The following is a 23,785-nucleotide window of genomic DNA, read 5'->3' on the forward strand; positions in this document are numbered from 1 at the left end:
CTTGTTAGCGAAAAAACGGTTAGTGAAAACAGTTAGCAAAAAGATCGTTAGCGGAGCAAACAAAACAACACACTTATTTAAGGTGCGCAGTATCGCACACCCTCTGCGCGGACTGTAGAGTTTGCGTAAGTACACAAGGAGGTTGGATGCGCAGCACGCTGGTTATATTGGTTTTTATTGCACTTGGTGTGGCCGTGCAAAAAGGCATTATTGACATTCCTCGCCACTGGGCACCGTGGGCTCCTCTTCATATCAATGATCCGATAACGCCCGTTACTCAGCTAAAAATCAAACGTTTAAGCAACAATAGAGATGCCTGTTTAGCCGCGCTGAATACCGTGCCAGAAGGCGAGCTGAGCTATACCCCCCTTGCCGATTACTCCCCCACCGCAAACTGCCCACTGACTAATATTGTACGTATGCAGGCCAGCAGTGTGCGCTTTAACCAAAGCTTTGTGGCTTCCTGCCCGCTAGCGCTTGCCTGGGTGATGTACGAGCGTCACGAACTTCAGCCTGCGGCGCAAGAAATCATGGGAAGCCGCGTGGTTCAGGTAAATCACGTGGGCAGCTTTGCCTGCCGCAATATTTACCATCGTGAGAGCGACCGGCGCAGCGAGCATGCCACGGCGGAAGCACTGGATGTTATCGGGTTTCAGCTTGAGAACGGCCAACGTATAACACTGATCAACCACTGGGATGATAAAGGGGAAACAGGAGAGTTCTTGCGAGCAGCGCGCGATGGCGCTTGCAGTACGTTTGGCAACGTATTGGGGCCTGACTATAACGCCGCGCACGCCGATCATTTTCATATGGGCATGCGCGGCTTCAGGCTATGTCGTTAAAACGCCGTGCTTTAAGAGAAACAGGCCCTTAAGAAAAATAGGCAATGATGAACGAGCAGTGGGCTTTCACGATTAATCGCGGTCTAGATTGATATCGTCTTCATCGGTCAGGGCGCCCGTTGCAGCACCAACGCCTGCGCCTAGCGCGGCACCACCAGCGACACTGCCACCCGTGGCAGCGGCAGCGCCCGCCCCCACAGCGGCACCTAACCCAGCGCCACTCGCAGAGCGTTCACCCGTTGTCGTACCGCAGCCAGCTAAACCAATCGTTAATGCGGCAATAGCGCTCAACGTTAAAACGCGCGATGTCTTGATCAATTGAGTATGCATAGTCATCTCCTTATGGGTTGCACCCTTACACCCTAGGAATGAATGGCTATTTATGCCACTTTTATAACCCCACAGCCACGCTGTCGGTGCGTTTCTCAAGCCAGCGCCCCCACGCAAAAATCGCTAGCCCGCATAGCGCCAGGCCCGTGCCCACCAGCCCCGTACTCGACCAGTTCAAACCAGCACTAATCGCCAACCCGGCAAGCCAAGCACCTAATGCATTAGCGCCATTAAACGCAGCATGATTAAGCGAGGCCGCCATGGTTTGAGCATCCCCGGCCACATCCATCAAGCGCGTTTGCAACGAAGGGGCAAGGGCCATACAGGTACCCACAAGCCCAACGCACAGAAGCCCTGTCCATACGTTATTGGCAGCAAAATAATAAAGCCCTTGAATCAGGGCACACCAAACCAGAATTTTTGGAATGGCCCGCATCAGGTTCTTATCCGCCATGCGACCACCGACCAGGTTACCAATAATCGACCCCACACCGAAAATCACCAGTACCAGTGGCCCCAAGGCTTCGCTCATGCCCGCCTGTTGCGTCAGGGTGGGCATCACATAACTAAAAATCGAAAACATACCGCCACAGCCGATACAGGCAATGGCAATGGTGACCAGAACACGAGACTTGGCCAGTGCCGATAGCTCACGCAGCGGGCTTGCGAGTGCATCAAACGGCTGCACCGGCACCCACGTACGAATTAATAGCGCGGTTAGTAAGGCGATAACGCCGACCCCGGAAAACGCGATTTGCCAGCCAAACAGATTGCCCGCCCAGGTACCCAGCGGCGCGCCGATTAAAATGGCCGTGGTTAAGCCCAGCATGACACGGGAAATGGCCCGGGCACGTTGATCAACCGGCACCGCCCCTGCGGCGACTAATGCCGCAACGCCGAAGTAGGCGCCATGCGGTAAACCTGCCACAAAGCGCAGTCCCACGAACGACCAGAACCCTGGTGCCATGGCACTGGCAATATTGCCGATGGCAAACACCAGCATCAGCGCAATTAATAACGCCCGCTTGGGCGCGCGCGCGGCCAATGCGGAAATCAACGGAGCCCCGACCACAACGCCTAACGCGTAGCTGCTGATCGCGTAGCCAACTTGCGGCACGCTAACCGCCAGGTCGCTTGCGACACGGTTCATCAGGCCCATTATGACGAATTCACTGGTGCCAATACCAAACCCACCTAGCGCCAAGGCGAATTCGGCCAAACGCGGGTTACGCGCCAGCCCTTGGGGCGACTCTTGCATTTTTTCTCCTCAGACGCGCCAAACGCCTGCTTAACAAACGGCCATATAGTGGGGCGATGATCGCAGGATTAGACGAAAGTATAAATATGCTCAATGAAATATTAGCAGGCGAGTGTTTCACTTTAACAGACTACGCTTTGAAGCAGGCCTGCGTTAAAAGGCTTAATCCACAAAGCACCTTAGGCTTTGTACGAAAACTGCTTGCGCTCGACCATACGGCGTTAAAAATCAGCTCGTGCGCGAGTCCGATCAAAATACTCATTTACACATGTAAACTCGTGCGCGAGCTCGGTCCGCTTTTTCGCTGATTTTTGCCTTGTCTGGCCTTCGCTCAGCGACTTTTCGTACAAACCCTAGTAACTCTCTGCACCCATAAGGCGTCATATGACCCCTGACACCATTGAAAAGGCCCTAAAAGCGCTCGCCAAGGCCGACCAGGATATCGCCCGTGCCCTTCCATTGGTAGGGGCGCCCTCGCCACGTGTGCGTAATAAAGGCTTTGCGACGTTCTTCTCCACCATTGTCAGCCAGCAGCTTTCCACGGAAGCGGCTCGTGCGATTATGAGCCGCGTGAATACCCTGCTACCAGAGCTTCACGCCCAAGCCGTCCTCGACACACAAGGTCAGGCACTGCGTGATGCCGGGCTCTCGTGGCGCAAAATCGAGTACGCTAAAGGGCTTGCCGAAGCGGAGCTTGCCGGCACCTTCAGTGCCGACGGGCTTGAGCATCTAGGCGATGAGGAAGTGATTGCCACGATTACCCAACTGCGTGGCTTTGGGCGCTGGAGTGCTGAAATCTACCTGATGTTCTCGCTTAAACGCCCGGATATCTTCCCTGCCGATGACCTCGCCCTACGCGTAGCGTTAGGCCGCTTAAAAGGTTTAGACGACAAACCCACGCCCAAGCAGGCGCGCCAGTTGGTGGAGCCTTGGCGCAGCGTGGGGTCGCTGTTTTTATGGCACTACTATCGCGGCGAGCCAGTTTAAAAATAAAGCATTTAGGCGTTCAGTCCGCCAAACTTACCGGCCTGATAATCCTCGACCGCCTGCTCGATCTCTTCGCGAGTATTCATCACAAACGGCCCGTGAGAGTAAACCGGCTCATCGATGACATCGCCATGACCAAACAGCAGCTGAGCGTCGCTTGCGGCTTCAATCACAATGCTATCGCCCTCCCGGTCCAGTTCAACCAGTTGATGGGGCTTGGTGGGTTCACCGCTCACCGTAACGTCGCCACTCACCACATACAGAAACACCTGTCGCCCAGCGGCAACGGGCAGTTGCTCGCGCGCACCGGCAGGCAGCTTAAGCGTCGACATAAACACATTGGTTAACGTCTCGATAGGGCCGCTTGTATCGCCCCACTCCCCGGCGATCAGATTCAACTCACCGCCACCTGGTAGCGCAATTGTCGGAATTGAATCCTGTTGAAGGCCCATATAGCGCGGTTCGCTCATTTTCAAACGCGCAGGCAGATTGATCCAAAGTTGAAGGATTTCCAGCGGGCCACCGTCACGCAAAAACTCAGCGGGTGAGATTTCCGCATGCACAATACCGCTGCCCGCCGTCATCCACTGCACGCCGCCTTTATGAATCACGCTCTGATGCTTGGCGCTATCGGCATGGGCAAGCGAGCCTTCCAGAATGAACGTTACCGTTTCAAAGCCACGATGCGGGTGCGGGCCAAACGGCAAACCTTGATTATTGGCGGGATAAACCTGCGGGCCGTGATGATTCAAAAACAGAAAAGGATCCAACTGATCAAGACCCGGCCCAGGCAATGGCCGCCGAGTGACCAGATCACCAATATCATCGCGGTGTGCCGGGTGCTGGGCGGTAACGCGGCGAACTGAGTTAACGGATGAGTCCGACATAAAATACTCCTTAACAAATTACCTTTAGCTTAAAACCTAAGCTAAAGAATGAGGAGCGAATAGTTTTCTTTGGATTGTTCAAGGAAATTGATGGGTGGCTGAATAAGAGCTTTGATATGCGCAGCTACTTATTAATTTTGCAATTCGAGACGCATTGCGTCTCGAATTTCATAGGCTATGAGCACTCTCAAACTGGTTTCAGGAAAAGTATTCAAATTTTAAGAGCCTGCACGCAGTTTCCATTAACCAAGTTAGAGAGGCATGGTGCAGCTAACAGGGAACTGCTGGGGCAGTGACCATTTGCATAAGTCTATCCAGATAGTCCGAATCAGACATGAACAGCACATGTTTAGCACGGAGCTCCTCTGCAGTCATACCCCAGTGACTGTTAACCCACGCGCTTGTCGTACTGGAAGGGGCCAAAATAAAGCTTTCAAGCTCCACACACTCATTCCTCAAGCGGCGCTGGACATCCTTGATGCGTTCAGAGAATTCTATCTTTTCATCTTTGGGTCCAGTATGTCGTACGCCGTGAGGGTCAACGAAGACAATACGCTGCCTATCCTGATTAACATGCCAGAGGATGAAATCCGGGTAAAAGCCTCCTGCTTCAAAGAACCCAATTCCCTGCCGTACTAGGTTCCTGAGCAGATAAACCTGCTCACCTCGCTTAGCGATGGCCTGCTGGTTTCTCTTAAGCCATACTTTGAGATCCTCTACAAAACGGAATTCACTGTCATTGAGAGCAACCGGCTCAACACGAATCCGGCTATCTTTGCCAAGATGTAACAACGGATTATAGAGATGTGCACCGATCTGTACGGCGCTGACACCGTTTGCTTTGGATGAGCAATAGGCCACTTTTTGCTGCTGCTCAATCGCCGCCTTCATTTGTTTGATATCGTCGATTAGCGCTAACTCACTGCCATCAACCACCAACTGATACTCATTGGTGCTAGGCAAATTACCGCGCGCTTCCTCAAGTGCTACCAACTCCATGCGTGGCTCTAGGTAAGCACGCCGGTGATAGTTGAACACACGATCTAACAGCAGCGATAGCAGCTCTAACGCCATACTCTGATAACGCTGAAAGTTATCTGCATGGAGTTTCCATTGGTCATCGGGCACTAACAAGCTGTACCAAATCTGGCTTTTCAATAACTCGGGGAAACGCTCAGCGTCGATTAATACGTTAGCGTACCCACGGGCACGGCGATAACGCTCCAGATCACGTGCCAGCGCGGCCATGTCGATGAATAAAAGCCTGTCATCATCGAAATAGCGTGGCAGTTGCTTCGCCAAGCCGGGCTTAGCCATGACTTCTTTCACACCCGATGCTTGAATGCTATCTACCCTAGGGTAGCGATCTAGTTCAACCCGGCGCTCCTTTAGAACGATATCCGGTGTTAGGCCCAGCGGGCTATAAAAATCGCTGCTAATCACCGGATGCCCAAAACGCACCAATGGCCCATCACGATGAAAGCTGTAGGCCTGCCGGGTATCCTGGCGCACTTTAGGCCGTAGCATCTTCAATGATTTACCCACGTCTTCCATAACATTGAGCTTGAGGGTATGCACTTCCGGGTTATCGTTACCCGGCAAATCTTCGTCTTTGAGAAAGTCGCGGAAGGTGGCCATAAAGTCGGCGCCAACGCCAAACACGTTCAGCGTTTCCAGCAAATAGAGGTATTTGGGCGCAAGAATCGGATCAAGACGACTTGAACGCATCAGGCTCATATCGCGCCCTTTAAGACGCACCCCACGGCCGAAGAGTTGAATAATCTGCGAGCCTTCCTTCTTGCCGGTGTTCATCAGTCCCATGCTGGACACGCGCCAGCAGTTCCATCCCTCAATAAACTTTTTGGAGCCGATCAGTAGATTAACGGGCGAGCTTTCACGGATAACCTCAGCAAAAATAGAGTTAGCTAATTCAGACTTACGAACCTGTAGGTGCTTGATATCGTGGCTTTCCAAGTGTTCAGCCAAGCCCAAGGCGTCGCCCACATTGATCAACCCAAAGGGTTTTTCCGCTTCCCCCACCTTCAACAGCAGCTCGCCAGAGTCGCCGGTAATCCGGTCAACGTTGAGCGTACCGCCACCTGCCGCATGGAACGTATGAGTAAGAATATCCCGATAGAGAGCGTCAACGGTGAGTTGCTGTTCCTTAAGCCACGGAAAGCTACCAGAGAAAATTTCATTGCCTTGCTTATCAATCAGGCCCGCACTTGCTGCATCCCCTTGGTAAACGGCGCTGAGCGCTTGCTTAGCTTGCTCTTTCTCGCCCAAAAACCACGCTAAAAAGTCCAACACCTGAGCGATATCGGAAGCACGCTCATTGTAATTTTTAGCGCTCTCTTTACTGCCATCGTCTTTTACCACGCTGGCACCCACGAACACCCATAGGGGTACGGCAAGGTTCCACTGGCTTAGCTGGCGGTGCTCTTCGTGGAAATATCGCTGCTGCTGGTAAAAAGCCAAGAGCGCCGCTGTCAGGTACGTGTAGCGCTGCCGCGTTTCTTTTTCGGGCAAATTGAAGATCCGGTAATCCTTACCGTAGCCATCTTCATAGAAATAGCGGTACCCATAATCAAAGAGAATATTTTTAGCGTAAGACTCCTCAACCCCATTATCCCCAGCGGCCACCACCGCTTCTTTAAAGGTGGCCGAATATTCGAAGGTGAAGCCACGCCCCGCCAGTTTGTTACGGTGCGAAAGCCAGCCTTTCTCCTCACTGGCAGAGCCCAACCCACGGTGCCCTTCGTCAACCAGCAGCAAATTGCCGTCACCAAAGCTATCGACGGCCATTTTCTTTTTGCCCTGCTCATTGCCGAGCTTGGTAATTTCGCTAATGGCAACACGGCTGAGTGACCGTCGCTCTCCGCTGAACAGATCTCCTCCATCTTGGCTAAGACGTTCCGCCTCTAGGCTAGACTCGCGGCACTCAAGTAAATGCTGGTCGCTGAGGCGTTCATTGGGAGTGATTAAGATAATCTGTCCATAGTCGCCAATACGTTGGTATTGGCGGGCATAGTGGCGAAACTGGCGCACGTTGGTGTGCATCAGCAGCGTTTTACCGGAACCGGTGGCATTTTGCAGGCAGAGTTTATTAAGGTCTTCGTCCTGATAGCGGCCAATGCCCGTTTGGTAGCCCTGTCCTTGCCAAAACGCGTTAAACCTATCCACCTGGGTGTTAAGGCTCTCTTTTAGCGCCTCACGGTCACGAAAATATTCGAATAAGTAAATTTCCACGAATAGCAGCGTTAACCACTGGAAATACTTCCACTCGACTTCCACCTCACGCTGCTGATTGAGCGCATCGGTGTGTTCGACGATATTGGCATCAAAGCGCTTTAAATCTTCTTCGCTGTATTGCCAGCTTGATTGATAGCCACCCAGCAGCGCGTGCAGATAGTGATGATGCCGGTCCCCGGTTAATCCTGGCTGACTCTCTTTGAGATTTTTATTCAGCAGTGTGATAGGGCGCACTTGGCTGCCCTTGTCACGGCACTGCTCAAGCGGGTCGATACCAAAGCGGGTCATCACCCACTGGTTGAGCACCAGTTTTTTGAGAAAGTCATTCTTGGCGCTGAGTACTCTGATTTTCGCTTGGCGTGGCTTACCTGCCATTAATGCGACTCCCGATCCTGTCGATTCTGCTCATCACTCTGTTGGGTAGGCGCATCATCACCTATGAGGACTGGCCTATCGTTCTCCCAGACCACAGCATACTGACCCAGGCGGCGTTTACGCTCGAGCGTCTCGGCAACAGCCGAGCGCAAGCTTTCTAGCATCTCGTGAGTATCGGGGGTCAACTGAGTCATGGCTGAGACTCCTTTAGGAGTAAAGTGTAGTAACGCTCATCAAGCACTTGGCGCTGCGCACCCGCTTGCTCAAAAACCGGCGCAGGGGCTCCGCCCGCATTCATAAAACAGCGCGCACGGGTAACGCTTGGCGCGTAGAGCATCAATAGGTTGTTCAGGCTGCGGGGGAAGCGGCGCTGGATATCTTTCAGCGGAATATGGTGGCCACCGTGAGAGACACGCTCAGCTACACGCAGTCGCGACATCTCGGGCGAAGGCAGCGCTAAATAGACGAGCTCGACCCGCCACCCCGATTCCATCAGACGTTTTATCAGGCTGAGATACCCCCGCCCGGAGAGCGTTGTCTCAAAAGCAAAGTCTTCGCCTTCGATAATGGCGTCCTCGATTTCCTTGAGAAAAATACGGCTGGCAGAGAGCAGCTCACGCTCAGGCGCTAAAGGTGACAACCCGGCAGCAATTAAGTCAGCGTTGATAAAACGTGCACATTTAGCCACCTGCGGCAAATAATGCAGGGCAAAGGTGGTCTTGCCAGCCCCATTGGGGCCAGCAACGATCCAACACGTCGGCATAACAGGTTTAGAGGTCATCATCACACCCTTCCCACATGCGGGCATGGAAGGTTTCTTCCAGGCTATGAACACGATCACGGGCACGGCCCGACAAATTCAGGCCGTGGGGGCCATTGATATAGATGGTGTCGAACTCGCTATCCGTGGTGCCGATCTTATATTTTTCGAGCAGCGCCTCTAGCACAGCGGCATCTTTTTCCGCATCGTCCGTTAGCTTGCGCCATACCACCAACACTTTAGTCAAATCCTCGTCGCTGCCCGGAATACGGCGCACGTGACCTTCCACTTGGCGAATCCAGTACGCGCCATCTTCATTTTCTCGCAAGCTGACAGCTTTCAGGCGCGTGTTCTGATCTTCCGGCAGCTCGGGGTCGGCCTCGCGCTCGAAGCGGGCTACGTAGGTGCGTGGTTTATCCAAATGGGATACGTGCAGGCCAATCAACCAATTAAAAGTCTCAACCAAATCCACTGCGGTTTTACGGCTTTCATCGCTACCGGGCTGCTTCACTTTCAGCATGTAACTTTCAGGGTCACGGAACCACTCGGTATTCAATAGGCTGGCCGAGCCGCGAGTTTCTACGTCGAGTAGATACTTGAGAGTGTAGTTGCGGCGCAGGTCAGAGTTCTGCTCAACCAGCGCATCGCGCTGGGGATTATCATCTAGCTCTAAGTTGTTGAGGGCATCGTCGTAGCTTTCTAAACAAAAATATTTGAAAGCATGTGAAAGACCTAAGTATCCACCTGATGTACTTTCCTGTGGATGCCCATCTTTCCATTTTTCAGAATACGCAGCTTTTTTTAATCTGCTTTTTAAAACGCTTTCAAAATAATCCCCCACCTCAACCAAACAATATTTACGACTACCCGAATCTTGTCTATTTAAATTAATGACAGCATGCCCAGTGGTCCCAGAACCCGAAAAATAATCAAGAACATGAGCATTTTTCTTATCAGCACCAGATATCCAAAGGCAATCTTTCACTGCATGCGGAGACTTAGCAAAAGAGAACTCAGCTACTGAGAACATATTTCTTAAAGTTGCACTACCATATTCTCTAGCTGCATAAAGCTTATCATCCCACCATGTTCGAGGAAGCACACCTGAATCAGGCTCATGCCGACGCATAATTTTGATATTACCAGCTTTTGTTAGGGCTACTTCGAGATCAAATATTTTTTCCTTAGCGGATATATGATAAAGGCTCCACACTCTTTCTTTACCATTATCATCAATTGGGAAAACTTTGACTTCATTATCTCCAAGGCTTTCAAGCTCAATCCATGACTTAGAGGCTGAGTCCCATTGAAGATCAGGAATACGAAGTGTCATTTTTTCTGGATTTACATAAATTGGGTAAAATTGTTTAGGACGCTCCTTACGATGCGTCACAGCTCCTCCATCTTTTCTAAAATTACGCCAATCTACATATTTACCTTCTTCAACTGTAAATCGAGATAATTGCTTTTCATTCCTAGGAAGGCGCGAAAGGCGAGCACCATCGCTATTCGAATGAAAAATTGCATATTCATGGCATATAGAAAAACCGCTTACTGTAGATCGGCCAGAAGGATTGTTGCGAATAACTGCTGTTCCAAGGTGAGCATCACCCCCGTACACACTGTCCAGCACCATCGATAACTCATTGACTTGATAGTCATCAATAGTAACACAGTTGATAGCGTCTTCTTTCATAAGAGTCTTAGATACAAAAAGCCTATCTTGTAACAACGAAACCCAAGAGGAGTTTCTATAACCATTTTTATAGTTAATTGGCCCTGCATCTGTATTATAGGGAGGATCTATATAAACGCTATCAAATTCACCCTCAAACTTATTTTTAAAAGCCTGTAAAGCTTGATAGTTCTCACCATTAACTACTAAACCATCGAGATTGGAGCCAGGACTTTCTAACAATGAAGAAATATCATAGAAAAATTGAAAATCAAAATTATTAGTATCCACCATCAAGTGGCAATATTTTTTAGATTTTATCACTTCATAGACGCCAAGTGATTTTATATCACGCTCTAACATACCAATATCAAGGCAGTACAGCTTCTCCCATTCTGACCTCTGACGTGGATTAGAAAGAGCCATACTTGCCAGATCTATATTAGCTTCCATTAGATCAAGTGTAAAACAGTAGCCAACCTCAGTAATAAACTTCTTTTTCAACCAAAGCTTTTTCTGAAAGTTCTCCAACTGCGCTAAGAAATCAATAACTTCCTTAGCCAATTTACGCAGCACTTGAATTTTTTTAAGCTGTTGCTCGACGATGAGCACATCCGCATCGTCGATATCATCCAGCCGCAGAATTTCATTTTTAATATAGAAATCCAGCTCGCGGGAGAGGAAGCCACCCAAGTCTTTGTGGATAAAGTAATCCATCGTGTTGCGGGCCGTGTACTGCTGCAAGTACTTGCCCAACAGCGTGCGCTCTTTCTGCTTGTCGGTGGGTGCACGGGTGGCCAAGTTTTCACGGTAGGCGACGACACCATCAGTGGCGCGCAGCGCTTCCATAATGCGCTCTTCAGCTTCCACCAACCGCTTTTTCTGCCAAACGCCACTCTGCCCGGTCTTTTCTGGATCAGGGCGGTATTCAAACTGCAGCACTAGGTCGGCGCCATCCAAGCGAATGGGTTCATCATGATGGATGATAAAGAAGCGTTCGGTGCTCTCTTTAACATCGTTATGTTCACCTTCTGTGGCGTCCACCACGCGGCAGTGTACTTTGAGGGCAGCGTCTGTCGAATCAAACGCTAACCCTGTTTGGGCCGCGGAGCCTTGCAGCGTCTTTAACGCTTCGTTTAGGTTGAAGGTAAAATTGGCTAAGGTTTCGGAAGATTTTACGTAGTACTGATCTTTGTTGGCCCAGTGGAGGTAAACCTCACGGCCATCGTAGGGCACTGCGTAGGGAGCCGCACGGCTGTCATTCTCCGCCACGTGATGTCGGCGACTCATAAAGTCGCCTTTATCGTAGTAGCGTGAGAAGAAGCGATAGAGGTGGTCGTAGATATCTACCGAAGCACTCTGCTCCTGTTTAGCCACATGATAAGCCGCCCTAGCCTGTTTCACAGCAGGGGCGCTATCCGGATCTGGAGCACCTAGTTCTTCGGCTTGTTTACGCTTCTCATCAATGTCATGACGCATCGCTGATAGTTGCTGCTCGCCCTGCTTGGCGAAGGCATCTTCAATCGCCTGGGCTAAGTCTTCACGGATAAAGCGGGAGAGCTGGTCGCTTTTGGCATGCATGATGCGGTACAGCCCGAAATCCAACTCTGGCTTATCGAGCTGAAAAAGCTCGTGCAACAGCTTGATAAAGCGTTCCTTGTGACCGTCTGCAGTCGTAGCAACCATTGATTCGTATCCATCAGATCGTGCAACTGACGAGAAAAGCTCGACAGTTAGAATAATTGAAAAAGCTCGGGCAACCGCTAGGGCAGACCGATGATCATTGGGGAGCGCTCTGCACGCGCTTCGTGTTGGACGTCATAACGTATCGTGTAGTCGGGCAACTTAATTGGTGTCGCCAAGGACAGTGTTGCGTCCATCATCGGCCATACAAAAAAGTAACCCTCCATGGTGCGCTGATCTGACGAGAAGCGTGGAGGGCGTTCACATAGAAGAGTAAACAGCTGGTTGATTGGGGTCAATCCGTGAATGCCGCGTGAGTACTTAAACGCCTACGCAGCGAATCTGGAACAGCCGATTAGTCTGGCTTTTTCGATGCATCTGTCGCTCCAGAGCATCGATAAGTGCATCACGTTTTTCTTCGATCTCGTCTTGCACGTCGAAAATCATTTGCCGATCACGACACTGTTGGCGTTCGAGTAATTCAAGTGCTTTTTGGGCGACTTTTACTCTTCTAACGTAGGAAATCACTCTCTCTATTACTCTACTAGGTGTTATACCCGGTGCTGGCTTGGTAAGCAAAATAATGCCCTTACTTTCCGCCAGACGATGCAGCTTTCCGAAAAGGGCCGGGGATCACCCAAGACATAGCGAATGAAATAGCCATGACTGCGATTTGGCACTCCGAATCGAATCACTGAGTATTCTGGTGATGCATCAGGCACCTGTTATAGGACTGGGTGTATTTTAAAAAAACAGCCGCGATGTGGGCAGTTCAACTTCACAGTCGCCATGGCCTTGGGAGTAGTTTTTAAGTTGACCCAAGCGGCTCCTTCAACACTTGCTAATTATTCCTTGCCCAGCCAATATCAAACCTCCACGCGTAGCGCAGGATAATAGGCAATGAGCTTGCTGACCCCGTTTGGGCCCCTTCAGGATATTCCGCTTGATAACATCGAGCAGCTAAAGGAAATTCTCGTTCGTTCCGACAAGAGCCGGATGCTGGAAGGCCTCGTTATTGAGTCAGTATTTAACGAGTATCTCAGCAAGCTTACCGGGCAAGGGATTGACGTATTGCCGATCTCGCTGGTTCGCACACTGACGGTGAAAGCCCAGCGCCATTCGACGCGGAAAACGTTTGTGAATGCCTGGTGGATATGGGACCACTCAGAAGCGTGCACGTCAGCAGCAGCGCTGCGCAAGCTTCTTGCGCCCAAAGGAAGTCATGACGGTTTTCTGTTTGATTGCTATTACAACGAGTCGGCCAGAGACTTCTTTATCAAGGAGTGGAACGGCGAAACGCATATTCCCATTCAGTCCTTTATGCTGAAGAACCGGCGACAGACAGTACCTCAATTCAGGATTCCTGCGGCGTCGGTCATTGATGAACACCGCTCCCAACAAGCGTTCTGGGCGGGTATTTCCAGCCAATATAGCGATGATCTTTTCAAGCGAGTCGTGCTCCATCGCTTGTTCAAAAACTGTGCAATACAGCCTTTTTTCGATGGCGTGTGGGATATAGACAGCCTTGCACGGCTACCGGATAACACTTTCATGCAGTTGGAGGTTAAGCACAAGTTCCCGCGCATTGATGGCCCTGACGAGAATCTCTCTTTTGGGATTAATAACGGCCAGCTAAGGGTTATGCTGGCGTTGGCCCAGAGAGGCATCAAGACGCTGCACATGATTATGGTGAAGCCGATCTGGAACAAAAACCTGGGCACGGGCTACCTACTCAACCGAATCGGGGATCGCAAGAACGTCGTACTATTGGCAAAGTTATTGGATGAAACGACCTTGCGCGAGATAATGAAAAGACGCTCATCGGCAACGGGGGCGGAACAATCTTTCACCGGAAAAGATGAGCAAAAAGCGCGCTACGTTACCCCTTCCGAGTTCCAGTTTCTGGGAACGCTTGACGATCCCGTCGAAGAAATTGCCAAAAACATTCATCTTTCTGCCACTGGCCATTTGGATCGCCCGGCCAGTGATCAGATGTTAAAGAACAGCCGTATTCAGCAGTAAGATCTCGCCAAAACCGAATGATGGGCCTACAATCGTGGCAGATCGTCACACATTTGACCCAGAGAACCTCATGACTCTCCTTTTCGATATTGATAACGCTGCTGACTCAGACGCGGCTTCTCAACCAGCAGGTACTTCTCTATCGCCCTATGAGAGGCTTGATGACAGAGCTCTTTTGAACAAGCTGTTGGAAATTTACGATCAAAGAGCCATCGCAGAAGCACTTGCCGAGGCTGACAAGGGGAGCTGGTGCCGAGAAACCATCAATCGCTGGGCCAAAGGAAAGGCTGAACCCAAGGTTACCCGTGCCGCCTACCAGCGCATGGTGTCCATGCTGCCAACGCCTAAACCCAATGATATCAAGCCGTCTTTTCGATTCATTGACCTGTTCGCCGGTATTGGGGGAATAAGAAAAGGGTTTGAAGCCATTGGTGGCGAATGTGTATTTACGTCTGAGTGGAACAAGTACGCCGTACGCACCTATAAAGCGAATCATTTCTGCGATCCGCTTACGCATCGATTCAACGAAGATATCCGCGAAGTCACGCTGAGCTCAAATCTCGAGATTGACGAAGATACCGCCTATAAACACATTGATCAGCAGATTCCTGATCATGACGTGTTACTCGCAGGCTTTCCGTGCCAGCCGTTTTCTCTGGCAGGCGTTTCAAAAAAGAACTCTCTTGGCCTCAAACACGGGTTTGAGTGCGATGCCCAGGGAACACTGTTTTTTGACGTTGCGCGAATTCTGGCCGCCAAGCGGCCGGCGGCTTTTCTGCTTGAAAACGTCAAAAACCTCAAGAGCCACGACAAGGGTAAAACCTTCCGTGTGATCTGTGAGACGCTGGATGAGCTGGGTTATGAAGTGGCGGATGTTAACGCTCCCAAAGGCCAGGACCCCAAGGTTATCGATGCCAAACACTTCCTTCCTCAGCATCGCGAGCGGATTGTGCTTGTGGGCTTTCGTCGAGACCTTGATGTTCATAATGGCTTCACTCTAAAAGACATCGTCAACATGTATCCGAAGCAGCGCCCCTCTTTTGGCGAACTCCTGGATAAGGACGTCGATGACAAGTACATCCTGACGCCTAAACTGTGGGAGTACCTTTACAAGTACGCGCAGAAGCACCGCGAAAAGGGTAACGGATTCGGCTTTGGTTTGACCCGCTCCCACGACGTGGCCCGCACCTTGTCAGCCCGTTATCACAAGGATGGCTCGGAGATTTTGGTAGATAGAGGTTTTGATGACGCACTGGATTTCTACAGTGAACACAACCTCACGCACCGGCCAAGAAGGCTGACGCCCCAAGAGTGCGCCCGATTAATGGGCTTTGATAAGCTGGGTGAGAGCAACTTCGTCATCCCGGTATCCGACACCCAAGCCTACCGGCAGTTTGGTAACTCGGTGGTTGTTCCGGTGTTTGAAGCCGTGGCAAAGCTAATGAAATCGCGCATTCTTGCTGCCCGAAAAATTGAGTCTATCAAGGCGAAAGAAGACCAAAAGCAGATAGAGATTCCCCTCGCGCAGTAACGGGTTTGCCAGGGTTTTGAACGCCAAGATATCAGGGGCCATAGACGTATGGAAAAGCTGTCCACTCACTTTACAGGCGTTGGCGTAAAGCTGCTGAGTGAGGTTGAGGTTAACCCCAAAAAGTCCAACCAGCATGAACTTCAAGGGGTTCAGAAGCTCCGGCAAATTCTCGGAAATGAGCGGCTCTATATTGAGAGCACATGTCTCTATATGGGTGATGATGACGCCGACAGGCTCTCTCAGAATGGGACGTTAACCTGGTACGATGCACGCGAGAATGACCCGGCGCGTAGTGCAGAGTTTCGTTTGTACTATAAAAGCAGCAATGAGCCCCTGAAGTCTGCGGCGGCGGGAGACACCCTGATTTATGCTCACCGGCCTGATGGTTCTCTGCTGCTGGTTATCGTTCCCCAGGAAAGTGAGCTTCGAACAGCGCTTCTCTGGCTGTTTGGTGTGTATGAGGAGCCTGGTACGACGCTTGAAATCGTCGACCCAACCCGCATCGAGGTTCCGGTTTCACTGTTCAACTATATTGCTGACGAAGTTGGGATAGCCGTCCCAAGAGCAGGTGCTGATGAGGATAGTTGGCTAGATCTACTGCTTGAAAGATTCGACCTAAAATTTCCCACCACTCGAAAACTGTCAGATCTGGCGCTTGAAACGCTGCAACATGATATTGATCCAGTCTCCGCGCCTGACGATACGTTGATGGCATTGATCGAGCGCGAAGAAATACTCTTTAAGCAGCTGGAGCGCCACATTGTCAGTGCACACCTGGTAGAGCATGCCAACGGCTGGTCTAACGATGTAGATGCTTTTATCAGCTTCTCTCTCAGTGTTCAGAACCGAAGAAAATCCAGAGCCGGGCACGCCTTGGAGAACCACTTGGAGTGGATATTTGGCAAGCACGGGTTACCGTTTGAGCGCGGCGCCAGAACCGAGAAACGCTCAAAGCCGGACTTCCTGTTTCCAAGCAGTGAAGCGTATCAACACGATGACTTTCCTTCTTCAAAACTTCATATGCTGGGCGTCAAAACCACCTGCAAGGACCGCTGGCGGCAGGTTCTGAATGAAGCGCAGCGTATTCCTTTAAAGCACTTGCTGACCCTTCAACCCGGCGTATCAGAGCATCAGCTTACGGAAATGAGGGATGCTGGCGTTCAACTGGTAATTCCATCGCCGCTGCAGCCGTTTTACGCTCAAGGCAGCGTCGAGACGCTATCCAGCTTCATCGAATTTATTCGCGGGCACCACCATGGCGGACATAGTTGATCGTTCCACCCGGTCAAAAATGATGGCTTCAATCAAGGGCAAGAATACTGTCCCGGAGCGGTTCGTTCAGGCGGAGCTTGAGAAACGACATATTTCTTTTGACGCCCACGCGAACCACTTGCCCGGTAAACCAGACCTTGTGATTCCTGTTTATCAGGTCGCTCTTTTTGTAAATGGCTGCTTTTGGCACCGCCATGAAGGCTGCTTCTATGCGACAACGCCCGCCAGCCAAAAGGAGTTCTGGCAGAACAAGCTCGCCGAGACCGTACGCAGAGACGCACGCAAACAGGCCGAACTAGAGGCTCAAGGATGGCGCGTCATCGTTGTATGGGAGTGTGGCGTGAAACACTGCCCGCAGGAATTTGAGGTAGTGATAGATGCTATCGAGGGCGAAATCGCCCTTTCAGAGTGGCCCGAAAAGCCGCCACGTGTCAGGGACTAACGCACTAGCGACGCTATTATCACGAAGGGCCAAGTTCCCACTCGCGGCATTCTCTCTAAATACGTTAGCTTTTTAAAAACCAAAGAAGCCAAGGGCTTCAACCAATGGCGTGGAAAACTATTTTCCTGGTGGCTTAACAATTATTGCAACCGTAGATGGTAAACACGCTTATTACTAATGACTAAAACTTAGAGCTTGGTCATATTGTTACGTCGACATCACTCAATATTCTGAATCTGAATATTGATAATTTTATAAAAAATCAATAAAAACATAAGACTATAAAAATAATAGGAAATTATTATGGATATACTCCCCAGTCTACTCCCCGCATTGCATGGGCATAAAATCGTGAATAGAGGCATTTCAACCAAAGGTATGTGCGAACGATGGGGCAGGTAGCCACCTCAAGAAAGGATCTGCATTGCTTATCAGGAGGGTGCTTGCCTTCAGTGATTTTTATTATCACATATGCAAAGAATTATGAGCACAACCACCTAGCTTTAAGGAATACGAATTATATTCTGCTACACCTATAAATAAATTATCCTTTATTATTCAACAATTTACTTATCGCAGGCCACTTACTCGTAATCAGCAAGCAAGCTTATCATCGCTTCAACCGTCTAGTCATATTGATCGCGTTGAACGATGCATATGCACTAATTTTTCATTCAGAACGCAAAAGTGTCGATACGCGCTAAGCTATGTTAGGTTACAAACAAAGCCTAAAAGAGCAGAGTTTGGGACATGCGCCTTTCTAGAATTTTTATAAGAAATTTCAGGAACTTCCAGACTCTTGACGTTGCTCTCGGTGGCAACGCGGTGATACTAGGCGAGAATCGTACTGGAAAGAGCAACCTTCTGTACGCTTTGCGGCTCATTTTTGACCACAATCTACCGGATAGCGCACGTCAGCTCTCCCCGTCAGACTTCTGGGACGGCCTCGAAACGCTCAGTGCGGATGACAATATCGTGGTCAGCGTCGAAATCAAAGACTTTGAGCATGATCCGGATATTCTGGCCGTCCTTACAGACTTTCGACTCGATGACGATCCCGAGACCGTGAGGCTTTCCTATGAACTTCGGGCGAGAGCCGATCTCGACGTTGACGCCCCTATATCTGCAGCAGATTTCGAATTCTTCTGCTATGGGGGGGAGAGTGATACAAAAACTTATGGTCACAAATTACGGCGCCGAATCGCAATGGAAGTACTTCCGGCGCTGCGCGACGCCGAGAGTGATCTCGCCGTATGGCGGCGCTCACCTCTACGCCCACTGGTGGAAGAGGCATTCAGGACCGTCGACCAAGATGATCTCGTGGCCATCGGCGCGGCTATTGAGGAAGTTACCGGAAAGATAACGCAATTCGAAGAAGTCCAATTACTACAACAACGCATCGCAGACGCGTTTTTAGAGTTAAGCGGGCCGCGCCAGAATATCCGACCCGGTATCGGATTCAGCCCAGCGGACCCGACTCGCCTGCATCGTTCCATCCGCCTATTAATTGATGATGGCGCGCGAGGAATCGATGATGCCAGTCTCGGCTCTGCCAACCTGGTTTTCCTCAGTCTAAAAACACTAGAAATCAGGCAACTGATCAGTGAAAACAGTCGCGACCATACATTCCTCGCAATAGAAGAACCAGAAGCGCACCTGCACCCACATCTACAGCGCTCGGTTTACCGGCAAATGTTCGAGTCGGTCGATGGCGAAGAGACGCCAGGGCCTCTCTCAGTCATTTTGACGACCCACTCTCCACACATCGCAAGCGTTTCACCATTACGGTCAATCGTGTTGCTAAAGGACGCCGGCGAGAAAGGTACAGTCGGCTATTCAGCTCAAGAGATCAATCTCAGTGACCACGAAGCGGACGATATTGCACGGTATCTAGATGTGACGCGCGCAGAAATGCTGTTCGCGCGAGGCGTTATTCTAGTTGAAGGTGATGCAGAGAAGTTCCTTGTACCCGCCCTTGCGGAGCGAATCGGACAACCTCTAGACAGGTTAGGTATAACTGTCTGCTCAGTTTCAGGAACTAATTTTAAACCATATGTAAAATTTCTGAGCGGTCTCGGCATACCGTTTTCCGTAATCACGGACCGAGATCCGCAAGAAGGGAAAAAACCGCTTGCTTACAATCGCAGCCGAGGACTTATTGCGATTATTGCGGAACATTGCACCGGAGAAAGCCCGGACGATGTGCTCGCGGAACTGGCCGGGCACAGCGATTATGAAGATTTTCGTAAGCGGTGTGAGGACTTCGGCATTTTTTCCAATATGCAGACCCTTGAGGCTGACCTTTTTCAGGAAGGGTTCGCGGACGCGATCATAGGGGTGCTGCGTGAGTACAGGTTCAGCGCGGAGCGCCAAGACCAAGTTAATCGTTGGGAAGAAAATCCCAACAACTTGGATGAGCGCCTTCTTCTAAAGATGATAGATAGCATTGGCAAGGGGAGGTTTGCCCAAAGACTGCTCTCTCACTGCGAGGAGATTGACCCTCCAGGATATATCGACCGTGCCATCAGATACGTGGCCGACCGTGTCTGAGCGTTCAGCGTATATCAAGGCTGCCGAAAGCCTACGGGGCAATTCGGGACAGTGGGCTGCCTATGAATCGGATGGTCATTGTGTCGTGCTGGCAGGCCCAGGCAGCGGCAAAACGAAGACACTGACAATCAAGCTAGCGCGTATGCTCGCCGAAGATATTGAAGAGCCTCGGGGCCTAGCCTGCATTACCTATAACAACGAATGCGCGCGTGAACTTGAGCAAAGGCTCAACGACCTGGGTATTGCACCTGGCAAACGGATTTTTATTGGCACTGTCCACTCATTCTCGCTAACGCAAATCATATTGCCATACTCAAAGGTGGCTAGGCTCGGCCTGCCAGAAGATTTTGCAGTCGCAAATCTGCAGGAACAACGCGACGCACTGGAGCGCGCCTATGACAGGGTTATTGGAAGGGATGAGGATCCACACAGAATGTGGAAGGGACTCATGGAACGTTATCGTCGATCTCATCTAAACCGTGCGGCAGCAGCCTTTCATGACGACGATGCCACATGTGCTCAACTCGTTCTTGCCTACGAAGAAGAGCTGAGGGCGCAAGGATTGATCGATTTCGATGATATGCCATTACTCGCCTTGCGTGCGCTTAGGGAAAACAAGTGGCTCCGCTGCGCCATTCGCGCTAAATATCCCGTTTTGGCTGTAGATGAATATCAGGATCTCGGCAGTGCATTGCACAGTATGGTTTTAGGACTTTGCTTCAGCACCGGAATACGACTTTTCGCTGTCGGAGATGTGGATCAATCGATATACGGCTTTATTGGCGCAAAACCGGAACTGCTAAGGAGGCTTGCTCAGCGCGCGGATGTAGAAACGGTTCCGCTGCGCCTGAATTACCGTTGCGGATCAAGCATCGTCACCGCTTCGCAGTTCGCGCTAGGTGAGGAAAGGGGATACGAGGCTCCGGCGGGCGCTGCAGAAGGGACGATCTATTTTCAGCCCCTTCATGGCAGCTATGAACAGCGTGCGTACTACATTTTCGAGACGCTCATTCCCAATGCCATAGCTAGGCTACCGGGCTTAGAATCGGGAGACATTGCTATCCTCTACCCAGCCGCATGGCTCGGTGACTATATTGCAGATGCTGCCCAGGCATACGGCTATGGCACAGTCAGGGCGGACAGTAAATCACACTACCCCCGCTCAAGCCGACTGATGCGCTGGCTAGAGCAATGTGCCACGTGGTGCTGCAGCGGGTGGCAAACAGGAACACCTCGCTTCTCAAGGCTCGTGGCTGACGGCGAGCGTCTGTTCGCTGAAACGCTCGCCTCCGAAACAGAGCAAAACGAATTCCAGCGACAGCTAATTACTTTCCTATGGGAACGGCGTGACAGCACGCTTGATCTTCATACTTGGCTAACGACCTTCCGCCAAGAGTTGCTGAACGATCACCTTGCCCGAAGCCGCACTATGAGCGACGAGCGCAACACACTAAATACATTTGTAGAGAAAAGTGCCCCCGGGAACACCTGTGACGGCTTCACGCTCGGCCTTTTCTGCGGTCATGGCGAGGGCAACAATCGCATCACCTTGACAACCCTTCACAGCTCCAAGGGCCGCGAGTTCCGTTTTGTCGTTCTCTTCGGTATGGATGACGGCAAGCTACCGCGCAATAATGCAGGAGAGGGAGAGATAAGAGAGGCACGTCGCCTGTTCTATGTAGGCTTCACGCGTGCGGAAGAGGAAATTCATATAATTTACAGTGCTAATAATCCATCACCGTTTGTAACAGAATTGGCAGGACGAATTGATGCAGGCGATGTCTGAACTAGGCTATGTTTATATGGATAATAAGTGCTCAAGCCTCCTGGAAAGGCTAAAAAAATTACTACAAGCACCTACCCTCGTGAACCAATGGAAATGCAACGCTCTCACCTCTATTTCTGAAATGGCAGGACATCCGCTCGGGTAGCTCGACCAGACCTTACGGTATTGTGCTTGAGCTTGAGAGGCACCACGTTATCACCAGCATTGGACTGTTGGCTTAGATAACCAGGTCGTAGGCTACAAAGCATCTCAATGGTTTCTGGCGGCAACCCAATCTGATACACCAATTCAGCGCGCTCGAAGATGCCGTTATCTACCAACAAATGAGCGCCGCGCATCATGAGCTTGGGCTGCTCGAAAGCGAAGGTATCGTCGCCTGGCTCACCCTTCGTCCATTTACGTGCAGAGCGTCCTTTCCAAAGCCTTAATTCAAGCTGATCCGAAAGCAATGATAGGTCTCGACAGCGTACGATCATTGACGCTACTGAGACCTTCCAGCGAGATTTAAGCGAGAGCAGGTTATCAAGCGTTGGCCATACGACCTCCTGCGCAAAGCTCTCAGGAGGCATCAAAAAAGCACTGGCAAAACGGTGTGCCTGCCCTTCTAAAAGGTCGTAGAGCTCATTTTTCACATATTGTGAAGCCGGAATTTTCGAGTGTAGTACTAGATGCCCCAGTTCATGCGCTGCGTCGAAGCGGTTACGAATAGCATTCGCTTTGTCTTCAGCGATCAGCACATAGGGTCGGCCATCCAAGACGGAAACATGGGAGACACCGTCCATTTTGACATGCCCCAGGGTCGCACGAGTACAAATGATTCCAGCATTTTCCATTACCTGGATAACATTCGGAATAGGGGCAGTGCCGAGATTCCAAGCTTCACGGCATTCGCGCGCGATATCTTCTATTTCTTCATCACTGATCAGGCGACAGTCATCGGCATCAAGCATAGGTACATTGACCTCAGGCCACTCCATTGCATCCTGAAAGAAGTCTGAAATCTCTTGAAGCCATGCTAAATACAACTGCGACCGCTCACGGGCCTGCTTGTGAGCAGATGCTTGAGAGCGGAAAAAATGGGGGCGCTGTTCTCTCTGGAAAGCTAGCGGTATTGGCTTGAGAAACCACATACGTGAAACATTAAAAACGTGGCAAAGGCGATCAAAGGACTCAGCCTCAGGTAGCTGGGTACCTTTTTCCCATGCCGAAATCGTGCTGGAAGAGCGTTCAATTTGCTCTCCCAGCTCCGCGAGGGTCAAATTTTGGGCCATACGCAGCTGGCTCAGCCGTTGGCCTTGAAATCCATCAACCCCTGTTCTCATGTCACTCGCTTCCACCTTCGTGTTGGTCTCGTTCCTCATCGCGACGCATGCTAGCACGCAGTTTCGGATAAGCAACATCACCGAGACCATCTATTTCGTCGTAATACTGTAAAAGCTCATCAGCACTAATTCGCAAGTGAAACCCTGCGCTTGGATCACTGAATGGAACGGCTACAACGATGCCTAAGGGAGAACTGTGGTCACCTTCTGTCCATTTTGCTGTATAAGGCAGTAATAAAGCGTGCAAAGAGTCATCATTCGGGCCGAGAGGAGGCGTGGCAGATTGAAACAAGTCAGGATGCTGCGCTTCCAGCTTTTCGTTAATAGCGCTGAACTCACGCCGATATTTAGCCGAAGTAGGCTGCGCTTTATCCTTTGTCACGACACTGGTAGTAATTAAAAGAGAACCAGCCTGAATGAGCGCATAGTGCCCGCCTGCTGGGCGAGTAGAATAATTGCTCACTTCGAAGCTTTCATCGCCCTGCAAACCAAGAATAGCCTCTTGCACCGTGTAATGATGTAACTGCGGCCCTGGACCAGCCAGCGGTACATACTTGAAAGTCTCTTTAAGGTGGCTGTCGCTATTCTTAAAAGCTACTTCAATGCCTTCAAGCAATTGATTTAGATGATGACGAGGTAGTTGCTGGCAAATAAAGCGGCATAGTTCTTCTCTGTTCGTTTCTTTTTGGCTCACGATTGCCTCCAAGGCGCCGATTCGGTAAAGCAGATTATAGGCCCGTTTTTTCCTGTTATCCACGTAAAACTCATTCTCTAGCCTGCTGAACAGGACACGCTAGTCGCTTTAGATGTT

The 23,785-nt window shown here is 50.6% G+C and carries 18 protein-coding genes; 8 read left to right on the forward strand and 10 right to left on the reverse strand.

Translation table 11 applies throughout. The features are described from left to right. Window positions 1–146: 146 nt before the first annotated feature. Complete coding sequence (locus ACT3T6_RS06290; protein WP_192526805.1) at window positions 147–842, forward strand: extensin-like domain-containing protein; 696 nt, start codon at window positions 147–149, stop codon at window positions 840–842. Between the two features lie 72 nt (window positions 843–914). On the opposite strand, the gene ACT3T6_RS06295 is transcribed toward ACT3T6_RS06290, so the two are convergent. After that, the gene (locus tag ACT3T6_RS06295) at window positions 915–1,172 is read right to left on the reverse strand and encodes a hypothetical protein (protein ID WP_087110268.1); all 258 of its coding nucleotides are present in this window, start codon (window positions 1,170–1,172) and stop codon (window positions 915–917) included. Between the two features lie 61 nt (window positions 1,173–1,233). Next, the gene (locus tag ACT3T6_RS06300; protein ID WP_193054066.1) at window positions 1,234–2,430 is read right to left on the reverse strand and encodes an MFS transporter; all 1,197 of its coding nucleotides are present in this window, start codon (window positions 2,428–2,430) and stop codon (window positions 1,234–1,236) included. A 384-nt stretch (window positions 2,431–2,814) separates the two neighbouring features. Here ACT3T6_RS06300 and ACT3T6_RS06305 point away from each other — a divergent pair, with 384 nt between their 5' ends. Beyond that, window positions 2,815–3,417, forward strand: a complete 603-nt coding sequence (locus ACT3T6_RS06305) for a DNA-3-methyladenine glycosylase family protein (RefSeq protein WP_192526803.1) — start codon at window positions 2,815–2,817, stop codon at window positions 3,415–3,417. Window positions 3,418–3,428: 11 nt separating this feature from the next. Here ACT3T6_RS06305 and ACT3T6_RS06310 read toward each other — a convergent pair whose 3' ends face one another. From ACT3T6_RS06310 to ACT3T6_RS06335, 6 genes are all read right to left on the reverse strand, one after another. Beyond that, on the reverse strand, window positions 3,429–4,304 hold the full coding sequence (locus ACT3T6_RS06310; protein WP_192526802.1) for a pirin family protein: 876 nt from the start codon (window positions 4,302–4,304) through the stop codon (window positions 3,429–3,431). Between the two features lie 270 nt (window positions 4,305–4,574). Beyond that, entirely contained in the window at window positions 4,575–7,931 is a 3,357-nt protein-coding gene (locus ACT3T6_RS06315; protein ID WP_444625939.1) for a DEAD/DEAH box helicase family protein, read from the reverse strand. Next, entirely contained in the window at window positions 7,931–8,125 is a 195-nt protein-coding gene (locus ACT3T6_RS06320; protein WP_179914907.1) for a hypothetical protein, read from the reverse strand. Before ACT3T6_RS06320 ends, ACT3T6_RS06315 begins: the two co-directional genes overlap by 1 nt. Then, window positions 8,122–8,715, reverse strand: coding sequence for an AAA family ATPase (locus ACT3T6_RS06325; protein ID WP_225733711.1), 594 nt, complete (start codon window positions 8,713–8,715; stop codon window positions 8,122–8,124). Before ACT3T6_RS06325 ends, ACT3T6_RS06320 begins: the two co-directional genes overlap by 4 nt. Then, entirely contained in the window at window positions 8,702–12,052 is a 3,351-nt protein-coding gene (locus ACT3T6_RS06330; RefSeq protein ID WP_192526800.1) for a site-specific DNA-methyltransferase, read from the reverse strand. Before ACT3T6_RS06330 ends, ACT3T6_RS06325 begins: the two co-directional genes overlap by 14 nt. Before the next feature lie 318 nt (window positions 12,053–12,370). Beyond that, window positions 12,371–12,577: a hypothetical protein gene (locus ACT3T6_RS06335; RefSeq protein ID WP_192526799.1), complete on the reverse strand. Its 207-nt coding sequence runs from the start codon at window positions 12,575–12,577 to the stop codon at window positions 12,371–12,373. Window positions 12,578–12,949: 372 nt separating this feature from the next. Here ACT3T6_RS06335 and ACT3T6_RS06340 point away from each other — a divergent pair, with 372 nt between their 5' ends. The 6 genes from ACT3T6_RS06340 (at window position 12,950) to ACT3T6_RS06365 (ending at window position 21,652) form a co-directional block, all read left to right on the forward strand. Beyond that, a complete protein-coding gene (locus tag ACT3T6_RS06340) occupies window positions 12,950–14,071 on the forward strand; it encodes a hypothetical protein (protein WP_192526798.1) in 1,122 nt (373 codons plus the stop codon). A 70-nt stretch (window positions 14,072–14,141) separates the two neighbouring features. Continuing rightward, window positions 14,142–15,602, forward strand: a complete 1,461-nt coding sequence (gene dcm, locus ACT3T6_RS06345; protein WP_192526925.1) for a DNA (cytosine-5-)-methyltransferase — start codon at window positions 14,142–14,144, stop codon at window positions 15,600–15,602. A 48-nt stretch (window positions 15,603–15,650) separates the two neighbouring features. Next, window positions 15,651–16,874 carry a type II restriction endonuclease gene (locus ACT3T6_RS06350; protein WP_287078148.1) on the forward strand — a complete coding sequence of 408 codons (1,224 nt, stop codon included), beginning with the start codon at window positions 15,651–15,653 and terminating at the stop codon, window positions 16,872–16,874. Continuing rightward, window positions 16,858–17,316: a very short patch repair endonuclease gene (locus ACT3T6_RS06355; protein ID WP_192526797.1), complete on the forward strand. Its 459-nt coding sequence runs from the start codon at window positions 16,858–16,860 to the stop codon at window positions 17,314–17,316. The genes ACT3T6_RS06350 and ACT3T6_RS06355 overlap by 17 nt, the downstream gene beginning before the upstream one ends. A gap of 750 nt (window positions 17,317–18,066) precedes the next feature. Further along, entirely contained in the window at window positions 18,067–19,866 is a 1,800-nt protein-coding gene (locus tag ACT3T6_RS06360; RefSeq protein WP_192526796.1) for an ATP-dependent nuclease, read from the forward strand. After that, window positions 19,835–21,652 (forward strand): ATP-dependent helicase, encoded by a 1,818-nt coding sequence (locus tag ACT3T6_RS06365; RefSeq protein WP_287078144.1) that lies wholly within the window; start codon window positions 19,835–19,837, stop codon window positions 21,650–21,652. Before ACT3T6_RS06360 ends, ACT3T6_RS06365 begins: the two co-directional genes overlap by 32 nt. Before the next feature lie 110 nt (window positions 21,653–21,762). Here ACT3T6_RS06365 and ACT3T6_RS06370 read toward each other — a convergent pair whose 3' ends face one another. Both ACT3T6_RS06370 and ACT3T6_RS06375 read right to left on the reverse strand, forming a co-directional pair. After that, the gene (locus ACT3T6_RS06370) at window positions 21,763–22,974 is read right to left on the reverse strand and encodes a helix-turn-helix domain-containing protein (RefSeq protein WP_192526795.1); all 1,212 of its coding nucleotides are present in this window, start codon (window positions 22,972–22,974) and stop codon (window positions 21,763–21,765) included. A 1-nt stretch (window position 22,975) separates the two neighbouring features. Then, the gene (locus tag ACT3T6_RS06375) at window positions 22,976–23,731 is read right to left on the reverse strand and encodes a hypothetical protein (protein ID WP_192526794.1); all 756 of its coding nucleotides are present in this window, start codon (window positions 23,729–23,731) and stop codon (window positions 22,976–22,978) included. Between the last annotated feature and the right edge of the window lie 54 nt (window positions 23,732–23,785).

It is taken from the genome of Halomonas sp. 72 (assembly GCF_052379785.1).
Classification (GTDB): Bacteria; Pseudomonadota; Gammaproteobacteria; order Pseudomonadales; family Halomonadaceae; genus Vreelandella; species Vreelandella citrativorans.